This is a genomic window from Paenibacillus sp. yr247, assembly GCF_900103825.1.
GTDB lineage: Bacteria > Bacillota > Bacilli > Paenibacillales > NBRC-103111 > Paenibacillus_E.
This window is the reverse complement of sequence record NZ_FNIF01000011.1, coordinates 18,159-35,448: the sequence shown is the minus strand read 5'-3', so window position 1 is coordinate 35,448 and position 17,290 is coordinate 18,159. Positions and strand designations below refer to the sequence as shown.

18 protein-coding genes and 1 other RNA gene are annotated in these 17,290 nt (G+C 44.2%); 8 read left to right on the top strand and 11 right to left on the bottom strand.

Annotation, left to right across the window (positions count from 1 at the left end):
- Nucleotides 1-29: 29 nt before the first annotated feature.
- The 3 genes from BLT91_RS18340 to BLT91_RS18330 form a co-directional block, all read right to left on the bottom strand.
- Complete coding sequence (locus BLT91_RS18340; RefSeq protein ID WP_029193460.1) at nucleotides 30-263, bottom strand: ferredoxin; 234 nt, start codon at nucleotides 261-263, stop codon at nucleotides 30-32.
- 66 nt (nucleotides 264-329) lie between these two features.
- Complete coding sequence (gene mobB / locus BLT91_RS18335) at nucleotides 330-827, bottom strand: molybdopterin-guanine dinucleotide biosynthesis protein B (protein ID WP_090823518.1); 498 nt, start codon at nucleotides 825-827, stop codon at nucleotides 330-332.
- Between the two features lie 6 nt (nucleotides 828-833).
- A complete protein-coding gene (locus BLT91_RS18330) occupies nucleotides 834-2,135 on the bottom strand; it encodes a DNA polymerase IV (RefSeq protein WP_090823517.1) in 1,302 nt (433 codons plus the stop codon).
- A gap of 214 nt (nucleotides 2,136-2,349) precedes the next feature.
- Here BLT91_RS18330 and cimA point away from each other — a divergent pair, with 214 nt between their 5' ends.
- Nucleotides 2,350-3,969, top strand: a complete 1,620-nt coding sequence (gene cimA, locus BLT91_RS18325) for a citramalate synthase (protein WP_090823515.1) — start codon at nucleotides 2,350-2,352, stop codon at nucleotides 3,967-3,969.
- 59 nt (nucleotides 3,970-4,028) lie between these two features.
- On the opposite strand, the gene BLT91_RS18320 is transcribed toward cimA, so the two are convergent.
- On the bottom strand, nucleotides 4,029-4,562 hold the full coding sequence (locus tag BLT91_RS18320) for a TlpA disulfide reductase family protein (protein ID WP_090823704.1): 534 nt from the start codon (nucleotides 4,560-4,562) through the stop codon (nucleotides 4,029-4,031).
- Between the two features lie 134 nt (nucleotides 4,563-4,696).
- Between BLT91_RS18320 and BLT91_RS18315 the strand changes: the two genes are divergently transcribed.
- Entirely contained in the window at nucleotides 4,697-5,920 is a 1,224-nt protein-coding gene (locus BLT91_RS18315) for an MFS transporter (protein WP_090823702.1), read from the top strand.
- Nucleotides 5,921-5,970: 50 nt separating this feature from the next.
- Complete coding sequence (locus BLT91_RS18310; RefSeq protein WP_090823513.1) at nucleotides 5,971-6,399, top strand: M67 family metallopeptidase; 429 nt, start codon at nucleotides 5,971-5,973, stop codon at nucleotides 6,397-6,399.
- On the opposite strand, the gene BLT91_RS18305 is transcribed toward BLT91_RS18310, so the two are convergent.
- The 3 genes from BLT91_RS18305 to BLT91_RS18295 all read right to left on the bottom strand — a co-directional run bounded on the left by BLT91_RS18305 (nucleotide 6,393) and on the right by BLT91_RS18295 (nucleotide 9,681).
- Nucleotides 6,393-7,082, bottom strand: coding sequence for an exonuclease domain-containing protein (locus BLT91_RS18305; RefSeq protein ID WP_368086826.1), 690 nt, complete (start codon nucleotides 7,080-7,082; stop codon nucleotides 6,393-6,395). The two genes, BLT91_RS18310 and BLT91_RS18305, sit on opposite strands and share 7 nt — an antisense overlap.
- A gap of 91 nt (nucleotides 7,083-7,173) precedes the next feature.
- Nucleotides 7,174-8,256, bottom strand: coding sequence for a DUF294 nucleotidyltransferase-like domain-containing protein (locus BLT91_RS18300; protein WP_090823509.1), 1,083 nt, complete (start codon nucleotides 8,254-8,256; stop codon nucleotides 7,174-7,176).
- Nucleotides 8,257-8,295: 39 nt separating this feature from the next.
- A complete protein-coding gene (locus tag BLT91_RS18295) occupies nucleotides 8,296-9,681 on the bottom strand; it encodes an ammonium transporter (protein WP_090823507.1) in 1,386 nt (461 codons plus the stop codon).
- Nucleotides 9,682-9,983: 302 nt separating this feature from the next.
- Here BLT91_RS18295 and BLT91_RS18290 point away from each other — a divergent pair, with 302 nt between their 5' ends.
- Nucleotides 9,984-10,424, top strand: a complete 441-nt coding sequence (locus BLT91_RS18290; protein WP_090823505.1) for a MerR family transcriptional regulator — start codon at nucleotides 9,984-9,986, stop codon at nucleotides 10,422-10,424.
- A gap of 21 nt (nucleotides 10,425-10,445) precedes the next feature.
- Nucleotides 10,446-11,138 carry a zinc metallopeptidase gene (locus BLT91_RS18285; protein WP_090823503.1) on the top strand — a complete coding sequence of 231 codons (693 nt, stop codon included), beginning with the start codon at nucleotides 10,446-10,448 and terminating at the stop codon, nucleotides 11,136-11,138.
- Between the two features lie 45 nt (nucleotides 11,139-11,183).
- On the opposite strand, the gene BLT91_RS18280 is transcribed toward BLT91_RS18285, so the two are convergent.
- Nucleotides 11,184-12,068: a glutamate biosynthesis transcriptional regulator GltC gene (locus tag BLT91_RS18280; protein ID WP_090823501.1), complete on the bottom strand. Its 885-nt coding sequence runs from the start codon at nucleotides 12,066-12,068 to the stop codon at nucleotides 11,184-11,186.
- A gap of 161 nt (nucleotides 12,069-12,229) precedes the next feature.
- Between BLT91_RS18280 and tpx the strand changes: the two genes are divergently transcribed.
- Entirely contained in the window at nucleotides 12,230-12,748 is a 519-nt protein-coding gene (tpx, locus tag BLT91_RS18275) for a thiol peroxidase (protein WP_090823499.1), read from the top strand.
- Nucleotides 12,749-12,796: 48 nt separating this feature from the next.
- Here tpx and BLT91_RS18270 read toward each other — a convergent pair whose 3' ends face one another.
- Both BLT91_RS18270 and BLT91_RS18265 read right to left on the bottom strand, forming a co-directional pair.
- Nucleotides 12,797-13,186 carry a DUF1499 domain-containing protein gene (locus BLT91_RS18270; protein WP_090823497.1) on the bottom strand — a complete coding sequence of 130 codons (390 nt, stop codon included), beginning with the start codon at nucleotides 13,184-13,186 and terminating at the stop codon, nucleotides 12,797-12,799.
- Nucleotides 13,187-13,331: 145 nt separating this feature from the next.
- Nucleotides 13,332-14,681 (bottom strand): Nramp family divalent metal transporter, encoded by a 1,350-nt coding sequence (locus tag BLT91_RS18265; RefSeq protein ID WP_090823495.1) that lies wholly within the window; start codon nucleotides 14,679-14,681, stop codon nucleotides 13,332-13,334.
- Between the two features lie 161 nt (nucleotides 14,682-14,842).
- Between BLT91_RS18265 and BLT91_RS18260 the strand changes: the two genes are divergently transcribed.
- Nucleotides 14,843-15,337 (top strand): GNAT family N-acetyltransferase, encoded by a 495-nt coding sequence (locus BLT91_RS18260; RefSeq protein ID WP_175532381.1) that lies wholly within the window; start codon nucleotides 14,843-14,845, stop codon nucleotides 15,335-15,337.
- A 143-nt stretch (nucleotides 15,338-15,480) separates the two neighbouring features.
- Entirely contained in the window at nucleotides 15,481-16,998 is a 1,518-nt protein-coding gene (gene xylB / locus BLT91_RS18255; protein WP_090823700.1) for a xylulokinase, read from the top strand.
- Nucleotides 16,999-17,089: 91 nt separating this feature from the next.
- Here xylB and ssrS read toward each other — a convergent pair.
- Nucleotides 17,090-17,271, bottom strand: a non-coding RNA gene (gene ssrS / locus BLT91_RS18250) — 6S RNA.
- Nucleotides 17,272-17,290 lie beyond the last annotated feature (19 nt).

The window sequence follows — 17,290 nt, the reverse complement described above, 5'->3', positions numbered from 1 at the left end:
GGAATGACTCCACAAAACTCGGTTTATGATTAGTTAAAAGGCGTATCCGCAACTTTGATGGAATCTGTTGGGCAGCCATCTTGTGCATCCTGCAGATCGTCAAATAGATCTTCAGGGATTTCAGTTACCCCTTTGTTTCCGTCCCCATCAAAAATCACTTCAGCCAGACCTTCATCATCGTAATCATAGATGTCTGGAGCTGTAGCTCCGCAAGCGCCACAAGCGATGCAAGTATCTTTATCAACAAATGTATACTTTGCCATGATTCTACTCCTCCTCAAATTATCCTCATTGTAAAATATAATATAAAAACGGACAAAGTTCAAACCTTAAAATTGATAAACCTCAAAATACTGTTCGATAAAGTTAGCAATTGCATCGATATCGTTTAAATTGAGCGAAGGTAAGGCAGGAGCATGGAAGTCCATATCCGTTGCAACAGCAATCGGTTCAGGCTCAAGAGCTTGAATAATTTCACTCTGCTCTATTGTACGAAATATGGCTATCTTTGGATGCTTTTCCTTCTTAAATCCTTCAATAAAAACATAGTCAAGATGCGCATAAATACCTAACTGTTCTCGTAGGCTTGGGTTTCGCTTTTTCTCATACACATGAACCACGTTTGGAGATAAGGTGACAACTGCTTCTGCGCCTGACTCTACAAAAATCGTTGAATCCGTGTCTGCAGCTTCTTTATAATGTCCATGCGCGTCATGTTTCATTACAGCTATTTGATAGCCGCGCCGCTTCATTTCCACAACCAACTTGGCTATTAGCGTTGTTTTACCGCTCCCCGAATAACCGGCAAATCCGATACAATGTGCCATCCTTCATCACGTCTCCTCTTCCTTATGAAGGGGATTGTTCCGCAAATGGTCCATTTGCAGGGAAGTCCCTCTCGCCTTATGATTTCTAATAAAAGCGGAAGGATCATCGCTCATCATCCCTGCTGTCAGAATCGCATTTTCCCCAAACTTATCCCGAAGCCCGTCCATAATGCGGTTCAAATGTTCTCTACGGGGTTGTTTCTCATAGTCGAACAAATCCAACTGAACGAATGTTTCTTCCTTCATTGTTAGATTCTGCACTGTAATTCCTAACAGTCGAACAGGGTTGCCGTCCTCCCACTGATGATCATATAACTGACATGAGGTTCTATAAATATCGTCCATATGTTCAGTTGGCGTCGGCAAGGTAATAGATCGTGTGATTGTCCTCATTTCAGGATCACGAATCGTGATTTGGATTGTGGATGCCATCAATTCCTGCTTGCGAAGTCTTCTCGCTACTTGATCAGCAAGATTCAGGAAAACACGATGGATTTCTTTTCTATCGGTGTAATCCCGCGGCAGTGTCGTAGTATGACCAATCGATTTACTCTGTTCTTGCTCTGGGTTAACCAATGAGTGATCAATACCGTTAGCAGCACGCTTCAAATGAGGACCTAAGATGCCAAAATGTTTACTTAAGAGCGCCTCATCCTGGGCCGCCAATTGACCTAAAGTATGAATGCCGATCCTGGTCAGCTTCTCCGCCGTCTTTTTGCCTATGCCATATAAATAGTTGCATGGTTTGTCCCATAATACGGAAGGCACATCTCGCAGACGCAGAACAAAAATCCCGTTCGGCTTCTTCATATCTGAGCCCATCTTGGCGAGCAGCTTATTGGGTGCAACGCCAATCGAACAAGGCAGCTTTAATTCGTCCATAATCCTTTGCTGAATGTTGTTCGCTATCTCTAGTGGGGTTCCAAACTGCTTGGACCCTGTTATATCAACGAAGCACTCATCAATTGACATGGATTCCACCATAGGTGAATAACTATAAGCTATCTGCATAAAGCGCCTAGAAAAACTGCGATACAGCTCGAAATCAGGCCGAATCAGAATTAAGTCAGGACATAATTTCATCGCTTGCCTAACTTGCATGCCTGTCTTGATCCCTAATGCACGCGCCGCATAAGATGAAGTAACAATAATTCCTTTGCGAAGTTCTACACTTCCCGCGACAGCAAGAGGCTTTCCTTTATATAAATCTGGCTCTACAGCCTCATGTACAGAGCAATAAAACGCATTCATATCAATATGCAGAATGACTCTACCTTGCTTGGGATAATGATGCCCCACCGTCACCATTCACATTCCCTCCCACGATCAAAAGACTATAGATTAGAGCCATTTTCAGCATACAAAAAAATATTCTATCAAGCAAACGTATTTTTGCGTTATGATGTCCTTACCCATACTATTATGGTATAATTGAAAATTATACATTAGCGCTTTAAAGCAAGCACACCAACCTAAACATCAACCAACGAAGTCACTTTGCTAGCTTTTGAAGGAGGAACCCATGCCAACATCAGTCAAAATCTTCGACACCACATTACGAGACGGAACTCAAGGAGAAGGCATCAGCTTATCTGTCGAGGATAAAATTAAAATCGCCCGCAAGCTCGATGAACTCGGGGTTCATTATATTGAAGGCGGATGGCCTGGCAGCAACAGCAAAGATATTGAATTTTTTGAGCGTGTTCGCGACATGAAGTTCACAAATGCGAAAATCACAGCCTTCGGAAGCACGCGGCGCAAAGATTCCTTAGCTGAAGAAGATATTAATCTGAACAGACTCGTTGAGTCAGGAGCTCAAGTAGCAACGATCTTCGGTAAGTCATGGGACTTCCATGTTCATACAGCCATTCAAACCACATTGGAAGAAAATCTGGCCATGATTTATGACTCCGTCCTCTATTTAAAAAGCTGCGGACTTGAAGTCATCTACGATGCTGAGCATTTCTTCGACGGATACAAGAATAACCCGGAGTATGCGCTGCAAACGATCAAAAAAGCACAGGATGCAGGGGCCAATTGGATTGTCCTTTGTGATACCAACGGTGGCTCATTACCCGGAGAAGTCACCTCCATTGTTACTACTGTAAAACAGCACATCACTACACCAGTAGGTATTCATGCTCATAATGATTGCGAACTGGGTGTAGCAAACAGCCTTGCCGCTGTTCAAGCTGGAGCAGGACAAGTCCAAGGTACCATCAATGGCTACGGAGAACGCTGCGGCAACGCCAACCTTAGCTCTATTATTCCTAACCTTCAGTTGAAGCTGGGCTATGATGTTATTTCCGTAGATCAGCTGAAATCATTGACGCCAGTTTCGAGATACATTAGCGAGATCGCCAACATGCATATGCCGATTAATCAGCCTTATGTCGGTAACGCGGCATTTGCCCACAAAGGTGGCATTCACGTTTCGGCCATCCTTAAGGATGCTAGTACGTATGAGCATACCAAGCCAGAAGATGTCGGCAACAAACAACGTGTTCTTGTCTCAGAGCTTGCGGGTCAAAGCAATGTGCTTGTGAAAGCGCAAGAACTGAACCTAGACTTTAATAGAGAACATCAGAAAACTAAAGAAGTCATTGAGAAAATTAAAGAACTTGAACATCAAGGCTACCAATTCGAAGGAGCCGATGCCACACTTGAACTTTTGCTGCGTGAAGCGTTCGAAGGTCTGGAAGAGATTTTCACTTTGGAATCGTTCAAAATGCTTGTCGAGAAGTCCGCGAATCAATCCGTTGTTTCCGAAGCCATCGTTAAAGTGAAGGTTCATGGCGAGACGATCTACACCGCGGCTGAAGGCAACGGTCCAGTAAATGCACTGGATAATGCATTACGTAAAGCGCTCATCCAATATTACCCTGATATTAAGAACGTCCATCTCTCTGACTATAAAGTACGTGTTCTCGATGAGAAAGGCGCAACAGCCGGGAAAGTTCGTGTGCTGATGGAATCGACTGATTTCAATACAACATGGAACACACTAGGCGTGTCCAGCAACATCATCGAAGCCAGTTGGTATGCACTCGTCGATAGCTTACGTTATGCCCTTATTGGCAAACAACGCGTAGAGCCATCGAACAAAGATCAGAAAGAGCGACTTGGTCTAGTCAATCATTAATTTCCAATAACTAAAGCTGCAAGGAGTAGGCCGCCTAGGCCATCTTGCAGCTTTTTTCGTTAGCCTTTTATAAGACCCGCAATTCTCTTGTCCAACTCTTTAGGCGAAAGTACATGGATGACCTCGCGAATAACGCCATTTCTATCAATCAGAAAGCTGGTCGGAATGGCGACTACCCGATATGTATCAGCGTTCGTTCCTTGCTTATCTAATAATACAGGGAATGGATATTTATACGTTTCCACAAACTTCGTGATATTCTCCATTTTATCTCCAGGCGTCACATTGACCGCATAAAGATCAAACTGCCCTTGATATTTGTTATACACATCCACCAAATCCGGTGCTTCTTCCTCGCAAGGACCACACCAAGACGCCCAGAAATTGACGAGAAGAGGCTTCTCACGCGGTCCGCCAATCGTGTAGTCCTTCCCATCCAGCCCTTTTAATGTAAACGAGGGCGCCAAGAAATTTACCTTGGGCGCTTGCTCAGTAGGCATAAGCGTCTCTTTATTCTCGCGTTGGGCGTTTTGATAAATAGCAATACCAGCTAAAATAACGACCAAGACGATCACGAATACGTTCTTTTTCAAAAGCATATTCACCTCCACTCTGTCTATATTATCTCCAAATCCCCAGAAATTCCAACATCGAAGAAGGCGCAAAGTATGCTTTGACCATAATTGGGAAAAGTAAACATACGACTCCTACGGAAAGGAACTTCATCATGAAAAAAACTGCGCAAGCAAATAAAGGCCACATCTGGGAGTACATCGCAATCGCAACGATTCCCTTGGTCCTCGTACTAGGTAATTCGATGCTAGTCCCCATCTTACCTGACATGCAGGAAAAGATGGGCATCTCCAGGTTCCAAAGCTCTCTTGTTATCACTTTATTCTCTATCACAGCCGGTCTTATCATTCCTGTATCCGGTTATTTATCTGACCGTTTTACACGTAAAGCTGTTATCATCCCTTCACTTATCGTATACGGCTCTGCAGGAGTTCTGGCAGGGCTTGGTGCCGTTTGGAATTCCTATCCTATACTCATCATAGCACGAGCTATACAAGGCTTAGGAGCAGCCGGTACAGCCCCTATCGCGATGGCGCTTGTTGGCGATTTATATAAGGGAGGGGATGCTAGCAAAGCACTTGGGCTCATAGAGGCTTCTAACGGATCCGGCAAAGTCGTAAGCCCGATATTAGGTTCCTTATTAGCTCTAATGATTTGGTTTGCACCGTTTTTCGCATTTCCCATCTTCTGCTTGTTAGCTTTACTTGCTGTCATCTTCCTGATTAAAGAACCACCCAAAGATAAGAAAGCTGATCCTCTTAAAGTTTACTTGAAGCAAATTGGGGACATTCTTCGGGAAAAAGGTCGCTGGCTCATCCCTGCGTTTTTCGCTGGCTCCATCACCTTATTTATTCTTTTCGGCGTTCTCTTTTATTTATCACAAATATTAGAAGAAAAGCCTTACAGCATCGAAGGTGTTCGTAAGGGACTTATTCTTGCCATCCCCCTTCTCGGCATGGTCATTACTTCCTATACCACTGGCGCCAAAATCAAACAAAATGGAACATTGATGCGCTGGTTAATGAACATCGGACTTATCCTGATGACGGTATCGCTAGCCTTAGCGATTTTTTTAAATGCCAATCTCTACATCTTCATTGGTTTACTTACATTAAGCGGAATTGGAACAGGTCTTCTGCTCCCTTGCTTAAACACGCTGATTACCGGTTCTGTAGAGCGCGAACAGCGCGGTATGATCACATCATTATATAACAGCCTCCGCTTCATTGGCGTAGCTTTCGGCCCCCCCCTATTCGGATGGCTTATGAACATTTCGCACAAAACGATATTCATCACAGTATCTTCAATGGCGCTTCTCATGCTTGCACTCGTATTCTTCTTCATAAAACCCAAAGGGGAACTGAAAGGAAAAGCGTGATATACTTACCTCATTCTAGCATTTTTGTTGATGTCGAGGTGTAAGTCAAGGTGATCGTACATCTGAATGAGGAGCTCTATATTAATCTTGTTCTCCACAGCTTGCAAAAGCTACCCGAAGAAGCGTGCGGCTTCATACTTGGCGGACAATCCCCAGAAAAGCACGGGATACTCCAAGCCCGTTCCTTTGTCCCCTTGCGCAATTGCGCTAAAAACCCGCGGATTCATTTCGAATTGGACCCTGAAGAGATGATTCCTTTCCTTATGGACAGCATAAATCCTGTGATCGGCCTATTTCATACGCACCCAACGGCTCCACCAGTTCCATCCAACATGGATCTTCAAACACTTTGGCATTCGATCCCAACCTATTGGATCTTATCTTTACAGCATCCCGAGCAACCTGAACTACAACTTTACCAAATAAAAAAAGCCACTCCAACCTCTTATCACAAACTTGCGTTTGTAATCGGTCAGTGATGGCTCAATAAGGCATACAAATCGCCTAAGGTATCTACATCTCTCGACTTTATTTCCTCCATGAATCTCGACCAAAGCTGCGCAGTCATCAAGGAATCCTCAAGTGCATGGTGACGATTCGTTATAGGAATATCATAGGCGTGAAGCAGTGAGTCCAAGCTCAAGTTTTTCCTCTTTGGCATTAACCATTTGGCAATCATCATCGTATCAAGAACGCGATGAGATAAACTCACCTTGGACGTACGCCAAAGGGCGGAATTCAAGAAGTTTTTATCATGCCCAGTTGCATGAGCAACCAGTATTTTCTGTTGAACAAACTCTAAGAAATCACTCAATACTCCTATTAAATCAGGCGCCTCAGCGGCCATTTCGTTCGTTATGCCCGTTAAATTAACAATTTCTTCAGGAATCTTGCGCTTCGGATTCACCATACTATAGAAAGTTTGATTATGCTGCACCTCACCACCGATGACAGAGACACCACCGAATGAAATAATTTCATCACCATTATAAGGAGAAAATCCCGTCGTTTCCAAATCAAACACAACGATTTCCATCGAGTGAAGCGGTATCTCAAACAAGGAATCCTTCCGCTGCTCTCTCAACATGGAGCGTATAAAAGCCATCTGTTGAGCACTTTGTACATCAAACATCGACGTGATAGCCGGTGTGAGACCTCCCATTTTGTACAAATGCCACATACGACCAGCCGGACGCATGTCTTTCATTCCGAATCACCTCTCCCTACACGAAGAAACATGAATACCGATTGATCTAACCTTTTTCTTTCTCTATGCGTGAAAAGATCGATTTTCGAACATATTTTTGTAATTCTATCCCAGTGCGTAAGCATTGTTTTAACTCTTGCTTGACCTCTTTGGTCAATTGATCAGCACCCAGCCTGCCTCTAGTCGAATACTTCTCATCATCAAGCTGATAAGGAGTCAAATCTCTAAGCTTAAGAGCTGCTGCAAAAGCCTCCAGCCATTCATTAGCTAATTGTTCGGGAATAAAGGAGCTTTCCTTCAATTGCTTAATTCTCTCCGATGTTGATGAGTGCATGATACCTGCTTGGATAGCAAGCAGCCGAATCCCATTCACGATAGGAATATAGGCGCCATATTTAACATCAAAGCCGCCTGCATCCTCCCCATATCTCTCTGTAATCAAATGCCCAAATACACCCAATGATATTTTGTGATGAAGGGTATTGGATAACATAAAGTTCAAAATACTCGGATGCTGCTGAACATAGGCAAGGAACTCACTTTTGAGCTGATCTGCCAAAGCTTGAGAACCGAAGATGCAGCGCATATCAGCCATGATTAGCAAATAACGAATATTTTCCCAATCCGGCTCATTAAACCATGTCATCAGCATTTCTTCATACGTGGTTAATGACTTACGCCATTGCTTATTGCTCGAGATCACATTACCTTCACAAGGCGGATAGCCTAAGATATCCAGACCATGAAGAATGCATTCTACAAGTTTAATAAAATAGGCATCTAATTCTTCTTTTGTGTAATCCTCACTATCTTTATAAATGAGCCCATTATCTTGATCACTCCAAAGCGTTTGTTCGCTTCTACCTCCACTGCCGAACAATATAAATGCATAAGGTACGGGCGGTTTCCCGAATCCCTCATCCTCCAACAAATGTTCAGCTAGTTCAATCGTCCTGTAAATGAAGGCATCATGTATTTTATTCACTTTTCGCCCAATTTCAGGTGAATGAGAGAAAAGGAGATGCTCCCGAAACATCTCATGCACCTGATCTCTGGTTATTCGCATCTCATCGAACTGTTCCGATTGATAGATGCGCTCCAGGATCTGTTCCATTGAGAGATGATTCATGTTGCATCCCCTTTACTGTAGTAGAAAGTGTATGTGGTATTAAACGGACACGCCGCTTTGAGCTGCTTTTTTCATTTGTTCTGGATATCCGTAAGAACCATGTTCAGACAAATCCAGACCAATGATTTCTTCTTCTTCAGTAACACGAAGTCCTACGGTAGCTTTAAGAATTCCTAAGATGATGAAGGAAAGAACAAGTACGAAGATCAAAGCCCCGAATACGCCAAGCGCTTGAATTCCTAATTGATGCAATCCACCGCCGTAGAACAATCCTGCACCACCGACACCAACCTTCGCTGAAAGCTCAGGTGTAGCGAACAAACCAGTGGAAAGTGTACCCCAGATACCAGCGATACCGTGAACAGAAAAGGCATAGATTGGATCGTCGATTCCTGCTCTTTCAAACCATTGCGCTGTGAAGAATGTAACAATTCCAGCTACTGCACCGATTACGAGAGCAGCCCAAGTGTCTACGAATGCACAAGCTGCTGTAATAGCAACAAGCGCTGCAAGAACACCGTTTAACATACTAGGAATATCTGCTTTGCCGAAGTACATCCAAGAAATAATTAGAGCCGCAACTCCACCTGCCGCAGCAGCCATATTCGTTGTCAATGCGATGTAACCAAAGAAGCCATCGCCCATTGCACTTAGCGTACTACCTGGGTTGAAGCCGAACCAACCGATCCAAAGAATGATAACACCGAGTACAGACAACACTTGGTTGTGACCAGGAATCAAGTTTGGCGTTTTATCTTTATTATATTTGCCAATACGAGGTTTTAACAAGATGGTAGCTACGAGCGCTGCTGTTGCACCTTGTAGGTGAACAACCGTTGAACCCGCGAAATCTTGCATACCAAGCTTGCTCAACCAGCCGCCGCCCCATACCCAGTGAGCAACGATTGGATAAATTACGACTGTAAATAAAATTCCGAAGATGAAGTAAACAGGAAGCTTCGCTCTTTCTGCAAATCCGCCCCATGCAATCGCTAAGGATACACCAGCGAAAGCTAATTGGAACAAGAATTTAATTCCGATAGGTACATCAGAGAAAGAAAGAGATCCGAATGACGCTGCAGCTTGATCTTCTAAGCCTGAAACGAAGAACCCTGTAGTTCCGAAGAATGCATTACCGTCACCGAAGGCGAAACCGAAGCCTACAGCCCAGAAAGCAATGGCACATAATCCGAAAGTTAAGATTGTTTTACCGGCTACGTGACCGGCATTTTTCATTCTAGTTGACCCTGCTTCTAATAAGGCGAAACCAGCTTGCATGAAGATAACCAAAATAGCTGCTAACATAACCCAAACGGCATCGATTGCACTTTGAAGTTGGGGTACTGTCGCTTCATCTGCTGCAAATGCGAGAGTAGGGAACAATAATGCCATAACGCCGAAAGCTAACAACAACTTCTTAACCATACGACCACTTCCTTTAATGTTAGATTAAATAACATGTAATGAAACTCTTAATGTCATTATATACAGGTTAAATGGGTTTGACAATAGGATTTTCTCGAGATAAATGAAAAATACGAAAAATAACCTGACATCCCACAGGCATAATTCGTGTTTTCGTTCATAGTTCAATTAGAACTTACGATTTCTATCTTAAACCAATGTCAGCTTTTATAAGTATCACGTTTGACTGTACGGTTTGTAATCAGGTATCATTATTAGCAGAAGTAAATTGCACATAACATTGGAGTAGAGGTGAACTTATTATGGGGAATGAGAAACTTTATAAAATCGGAGAACTAGCCAAACTTGCCGATGTCAGTTCTCGAACCATTGATTACTACACCAAGTTGAACTTGATTGAACCCGAGAAAAGATCAGATACGAATTACCGCCTTTATAGTGATGAAACCTTGAATCGACTTAAACGTATTGAATCAATGAAGAACGAGAAATATACCTTAGAGGAAATCAAAGCAAATTTACAACAATGGAGCAAAGTGTCCCCCGATGATAAAGTGAGAGATAAGCTGACATCCATCCAGCTTCATCTAGAGCAATTAATGAAAGAAGCTAAAGAACTGGGACCCATCATCCAACAGTTGAAACCGAATCAAATGAAGAAGCTTTACCGTATACTGACGCAGCCTACTGCAGCATGTATTGAGGCGCTAATCGTTCTTCTAGGTAAAAATCCGTTCTCATAACGAAATACGGAGGCATGTGTAATGTTATTATTTCACCCTATGAATTTTCTCATTATTATTGCATTCGCTCTTTCTATGTGGGCCTCGTTTCGAGTCCGGGGAACATTCAACAAGTGGTCAAATGTTCCAGTTTACTCAGGAATGTCAGGGGCTCAAGCAGCAAGGCGAATGCTAGATGCTAACGGACTTTACGATGTTCCTGTAGAAGCTGTGCCAGGAACCTTAACCGACCACTATGATCCTATGGCCAGAGCAGTTCGATTATCGGAACCCGTGTATTACCAAAGCTCCGTATCAGCAATTTCCGTCGCCTGTCACGAGGTTGGGCATGCGATTCAACACAAAGTTCATTACCCTATGCTCGTGGCAAGGCATCACATGTTCCCAGTTGTTAATTTTGCTTCCGGTGTAGCTCCCTTGCTCATATTGGCCGGCTTCTTCTTCGAACAAATCCCTTGGCTTCTGGGCCTTGGCATCATCTTCTTTGCAGCAGCTGTTGCTTTCCAATTGGTAACATTACCAGTAGAATTCAACGCTAGCTCAAGAGCCCGTGATTTAATGATCGCTGAAGGCTTCATCTCCAATCAAGAAGAGCGCGGGGTAGCCAAGGTATTAAATGCAGCCGCTCTGACATATGTCGCAGCAGCGTTAATATCGGTTCTCGAGCTCCTGAAATATATCATGATATTTAACGGACGTAATAATGACGATTAATAATAAAGCCCATCTTGTGCATTGTCACACACAAGATGAGCTTTTTTATTGAAAATATTCATGCAGAAACCGTCTAAATACTTCTGCCACTAACGGAAGTTTCTCACCCTTTCGGCTAATTAAACCGACAGTTCGAGTTACTTGCGGATCTGATATTCGAATTTTGGTTGGCTGCATCTGACCGCCTTCCATTAAAGCCATAGAGGGCAGTAAGCTAACACCCATACCCGCGGCAACAAGACCACGAATGGTATCGGTCTCTTCACCTTCAAATTCAATCTTCGGAACGAAGCCCGCTTTTAAGCAAGCTTCCATCACTATTGCACGCAGTGTATATTCTTCACTAAACATAACGAATGGCTCATGTTTGAGCTGCTCAAGTCGTATTGAAGTATATTCAGCAAGGATATGATTGGAGGGAATAATCGCAAACAACTCTTCGGTTAGCAAAATTTCACCTATAACATGTTCATGCGACTCCGGAAATGGCGAGATGAACGCCAGGTCAATCTCTCCCTTTGTGACATCTCGAATTAAAGATGCATAGGTCCCTTGACGCAATCTAAACTTAACGTTAGGGTGATCTTTTTTAAAGGCTGCAACAACTGAAGGAAGCAAATTGATAACCAAGCTATGAGGAAACCCGATGCGAATTTCCCCAGCTTCTGGGTCCAGAAATTCATGCATTTCGCCAACAGCTCGTTCCAAATCCGTCAAGATCCCCTCTATTCGGCTCAAGAACAAATGTCCTACCGAGGTAAGGTGTAGATTACGACCTTTTTGCACGAACAAATTAACACCCAGCTCTTCCTCAAGCAGATGAATTTGCCGACTCACGGCCGACTGTGCCACATGCATTTCTTCCGCGGCTTGGGTCACATGCTGCTTTCTAGCAACTTTTACAAAGTACTGTAATTGTCTTAATTCCACTTGGATAAATCCCCCGACTTTTATTACGTTATTACGAACTTGTGACAGTCTTAAGCATCTAAATTATAGCCTCACCGTATCGATTGGACAACCTAAGTTCAAAAAGCTTATAATAAATAAGTTGTTATCTAGCATGGAAAATAAAGGAGGAAACAATTCATATGGCACAAGAACGTACTGGCGTTGCTACCATTAAAGGCAATCCGATTACTTTGGTAGGACCCGAAATTAAAGTTGGTGACAAAGCACCTAACTTCACGGTCAACAAAGATTTGATGACTCAAGTTTCCCTCGCAGATTATGCAGGCAAAGTAAAGCTGATCAGTGTTGTTCCATCTTTGGATACAGGCGTTTGTGACGCACAAACTCGCCGCTTCAATGAAGAAGCAACAGGACTAGGCGACAATGTGGCAGTTCTGACAATTAGTGTTGATCTTCCTTTTGCACAATCCCGCTGGTGCGGTGCGGCAGGTATCGATAAAGTTGTGACTTTGTCTGATTACAAAACAAAATCCTTTGGCGAAGCCTACGGCGTATTGATCAAAGAGCTTCAACTTGATATGCGTTCCATTTTTGTTCTCGATGCGAATGACACTGTTCAATACGTAGAGTATCTGGGCGAAATGACAGCTCATCCTAATTACGAAGCAGCTGTTGAAGCTGTAAAAAAATTAGTCTAATAGACACAAATAAAACAGCAAGGAGGCCTAGCTTCCCTGCTGTTTTTATTATCCTTCAATTTTATATGATGCAAGCTTTCGATCTAATTGTTTATAAATATCTATAATTGTGCGATAATTGGATCCCAGATCTCCCATTGAGCCTCGGGAAGCTGAATAAATGTCTACCGCGGTTTTTACGGGATTAATCCCAAATAGTGTTAATGTAACATCTTGCGTTCTACCTGTCATTGTTTTGCGTTCCGCGAGAATTTCACCTACATTTTGAACTTCGTGGAGAAGTTTATAGCCCGGTGTTTTCTTCAGTACGGCAATGACTTCTTCCCATACTTGTTCTTTAGGTAGCTTATAATATCTTGTTTTAAGCAAAGGATCTTTGGCTTTATCTCCGGTCATTTCATGACTGCGAAGTAATCCGATTAAAGTTCTCTTAAGCAAAAGCCTTTTCCCCCTTCAATGAAGTGCTTATAGACCACTTGCCATTTCTACACTGCTCTCTATATTACCATTGTTTAGGCTTAAGAAAAAGAGGGAAAATGAAATCAGAGGGATTCCTACTCCAATATGTCCATTGTTATTACTTTTAATTTCCAAAAAAAGTGCTATACAGTAAGTAAGCATTCAAACCAGCAATCACGATAGCCACAACCCAGCTGAGTACGATCATCCACTTTGGAGTTACAAGCTCTCCCATCTTCTTACGATCCGAAGTAAATGTAACAAGTGGAATAACGGCAAATGATAGCTGCAAGGACAAAATCACTTGGCTGAGAACAAGTAAATCCGTAGCACCGCTCTCTCCTTTAATTCCAATTACGATAACAGCAGGCACAATAGCAATCATTCGTGTAATTAAACGGCGCAGCCAAGGTGTAAGTCTAATATTCAGGAAGCCTTCCATCACAATCTGTCCAGCTAGCGTCCCTGTAAGTGTGGAATTTTGCCCCGAAGCTAGAAGAGCAACAGCAAATAAAATACTCGCGGCACCAGTGCCAAGCATAGGTCCCAGTAGGTGATACGCATCTTGGATTTCAGCTACTTCTTTGCCTGCCGAATGAAAAGCGGCTGCGGAAAGAATCAAAATTGCCGCATTGACGAACAAAGCCAACATTAAAGCTACAGTCGAATCTATGGTTGCGAATTTAATCGCTTCACGCTTACCTTCTATTGTAGGCTCGATTTTGCGCGTTTGGACGATAGAAGAATGTAGATATAAATTATGAGGCATAACCGTAGCTCCCAGAATACCAAGAGCGATGTATAACATAGCTGGGTTCGTCACAATTTCCTTTGTAGGAATAAAGCCAACAGCCACAGCAGCAAAATCAGGCCTAGAGAATATCAGTTCCATCACGAAACACACAGTAATTAGAGCAATCAGACTGATAACCATGGCCTCAATGTATCGGAAACCCTTTTTTTGCAGTAAAAGAACCAATAGAACATCTATCGCTGTAAGAATAACGCCATAAATAAGCGGCAGACCAAAAAGTAAATTTAAAGCGATCGCTGCGCCAATGACTTCAGCTAAGTCACAAGCTGCAATGGCGAGCTCACATAATAGCCAGAGTCCGAATGAGACAGGCTTACTATAATGATCACGACATGCTTGCGCTAAATCTCGGCCTGTCACAATACCCAAGCGGCCAGACAAGGCTTGCAGGAGAATTGCCATTAAGTTTGAAATTAATATTACGGATAGAAGTGTATATCCGAATTGGGAACCACCTGCTAAATCAGTCGCCCAGTTGCCTGGATCCATATACCCTACCGCTACGAGATAACCGGGGCCTACAAATGCGAGCAGCTTACGGAAAAAACCTGCTTTCTTCGGTACGCGCATACTTTGATGAACTTCAGGTAGGCTGGGCATTGATGATTGGCCCTTCCATCCATTGAGCTCATGCTCTGGTTTTTTATATGCTATTTCCATTTTTATCTCCTTCTTTCGCAAGACCAATAATGTTGTCCGTAGGAAACTTTTATTTTAGAATTATACTACATATTCCTATACTATGCTATAGGCAAACAGTTATGTGCATACGAAATTATTTTTCCCATGGGAAAAATATCAAAAAAAGGAGTTACTTATCAATGAGGATTCGTCCAGTTGCAAATGATCAGGAAATTAGGAAGGCTCATGAAATTGAAAGCATCGTTTATACAAAGGAGTCAGCCGCTACCCTAGAAGCTTTTCAGATGAGAAAGCAAGTGTTTGGAAGTTATTTTCTTGTGGCAGAAATCGAGTCAGAGCATGAAATCGTCGGCGTAACCAATGGTGTAAAGCTTCATCATAGAGATTTAGCTGATGAGAGCATCAAGCAAGGAGTCGAATTTGCCGTAAACGGTCAATACTTTTGTTTGCTGACCATCGCGGTGCTTCCTACCTATCAACGCCGAGGTATTGCCACTGCTCTTCTCAAAAGTGTCATCCGCATAGCCAGAGAAGAAGGTTTAAAAGGAATTGTTTTGATGTGTGAGGAGCATTTGATTTCATTTTATGAACAACATGGCTTTCGTTATGCAGCTCCGTCGGCTTCTGTGCATGGTGGCATCCAATGGCATGAAATGAACTTGTTATGGAAATAAATAATCGTTTAAAAGAAGGATTTCTGTTATTTCGTACGAATATCATATACGATTATTCTTTGTATATTTATTAAACAAACAAAGATAGTGAAAAAATCTACTACTACTCAACCAACAAAGGGTGAATCTTCGTGACGTATTTTATGGGCTTGGATTTAGGAACTTCTGCAGTTAAATGCATTCTTGTGGATGACTCGGGGAATGTAATTGGCACCCATAGCGTTGAATATCCACTTCAGCAGCCTCACCCAGGATGGGCAGAGCAGCATCCCGTAGATTGGTGGAACGCTACCGTGGAGGGGATCCGCGCCCTCTTAGCGAAAACGAACATCGCTGGCGAAGCCGTGGCTGGCATTGGCTTCTCCGGCCAGATGCATGGGTCGGTATTCCTTGACGAGGCGCAGCAGGTCATTCGGCCTGCGCTGCTCTGGTGTGATCAGCGTACTGCGGAACAGTGCGCTTACATGGAGTCGACCGTCGGCGAAGCCGAGCTCGGGCGACTTACGGGCAACCGGGCGCTAACCGGTTTCACCGCGCCCAAGGTCATTTGGCTCCGGCAGCATGAGCCGGAGAACTACGCGCGCGTTCGTCATCTGCTGCTGCCGAAGGACTACGTCAGGCTGCGCCTGACGGGCGTATTCGGCATGGACATGGCCGACGCAAGCGGCACCCTGCTGCTGGACGTCGCCCACCGCAGCTGGTCGCAGACCGTCGCCGAGCGGCTGGACATTCCGATGGAATGGCTGCCGCCGCTGTTTGAGTCCGGCGACGTGGCCGGACATCTGCTGCCGGAAGCGGCTAGCCTAACCGGGCTAGCTACAGGCACGCCGATCGTCGCTGGCGGCGGCGATCAAGCATGCGGCGCCGTAGGAGTAGGCGTCGTACGCCAAGGCATCGCCTCGGTGGCGCTTGGCACGTCTGGTGTCGTCTTTGTACATGACGACACCTACCAAGTAGATGAAGCTTACCGGCTTCATTCTTTCTGTCACGGTGTGCCAGGCAAGTGGCATCGCATGGGAGTTATGCTGGCCGCAGGCGGCTCGTTCCAGTGGTGGCGCAACCACTTCGCGCACGAGGAGCTTGAGCGTGCGCAGCAGGAAGGCAAAGACGTCTACGAGATCTTGACGTCTGAAGCCGCCAAGGCTCCCCTAGGGAGCGAAGGCTTATTGTTCCTGCCTTACTTATCCGGGGAGCGGACGCCACACCCCGATCCGAAGGCCCGCGGCGCCTTCATCGGCCTCAATCTGAGGCACGGTAAAGATCATCTCACCCGTGCCGTTCTCGAAGGCATTACCTTCGGGCTTCGCGACTCCCTGCAATTAATCCGTGAGTCCGGTATCGAAGTCACCGAACTGCGTGTGAACGGCGGCGGCGCTAGAAGTCCGTTCTGGCGTCAAATGATCGCCGACATCTTCGGTATCCCCGTGGTCACAGTTAATTCAACAGACGGCCCTGCATATGGCGCCGCCATCATGGCTGCTTCCGGCGTGCTTCAGGAGGATATAACTGCTCTCTGTGAGAAATGGATTCACGTCACGGATCGCATAGACCCAAATGTTGATAATCAGAAACAATATGAGGCCTACTATCAAATTTATCGCAGTCTTTATGGCACACTTCAAAGTACCTTTCATCAGCTAAGCGATTTAGCTGGTCATTAATAACCCAAAAGCGGTTGATCAGGCATAACACCTGCTCAACCGCTTTTTTTAATTTCATGATATCTTCTTTATATTCACCTAAATAGACGCAAAGAAACCCGCCTATGCCGTCCGGTTTTGGTGCTTCAAACCCGCTCTCGCAGGTGGGTGTCCGCAGAGGTGTATTTGAGGTCCCCTTTCGAGGGCATGTCAGCCACACTTCAATATAGGTCTCCCTAGAAACAGTCATTGGTTTAAAACAACTTAAAACCGTTACGTACATCGCAGGATTCTTTTGTAGTTCTTATTATAG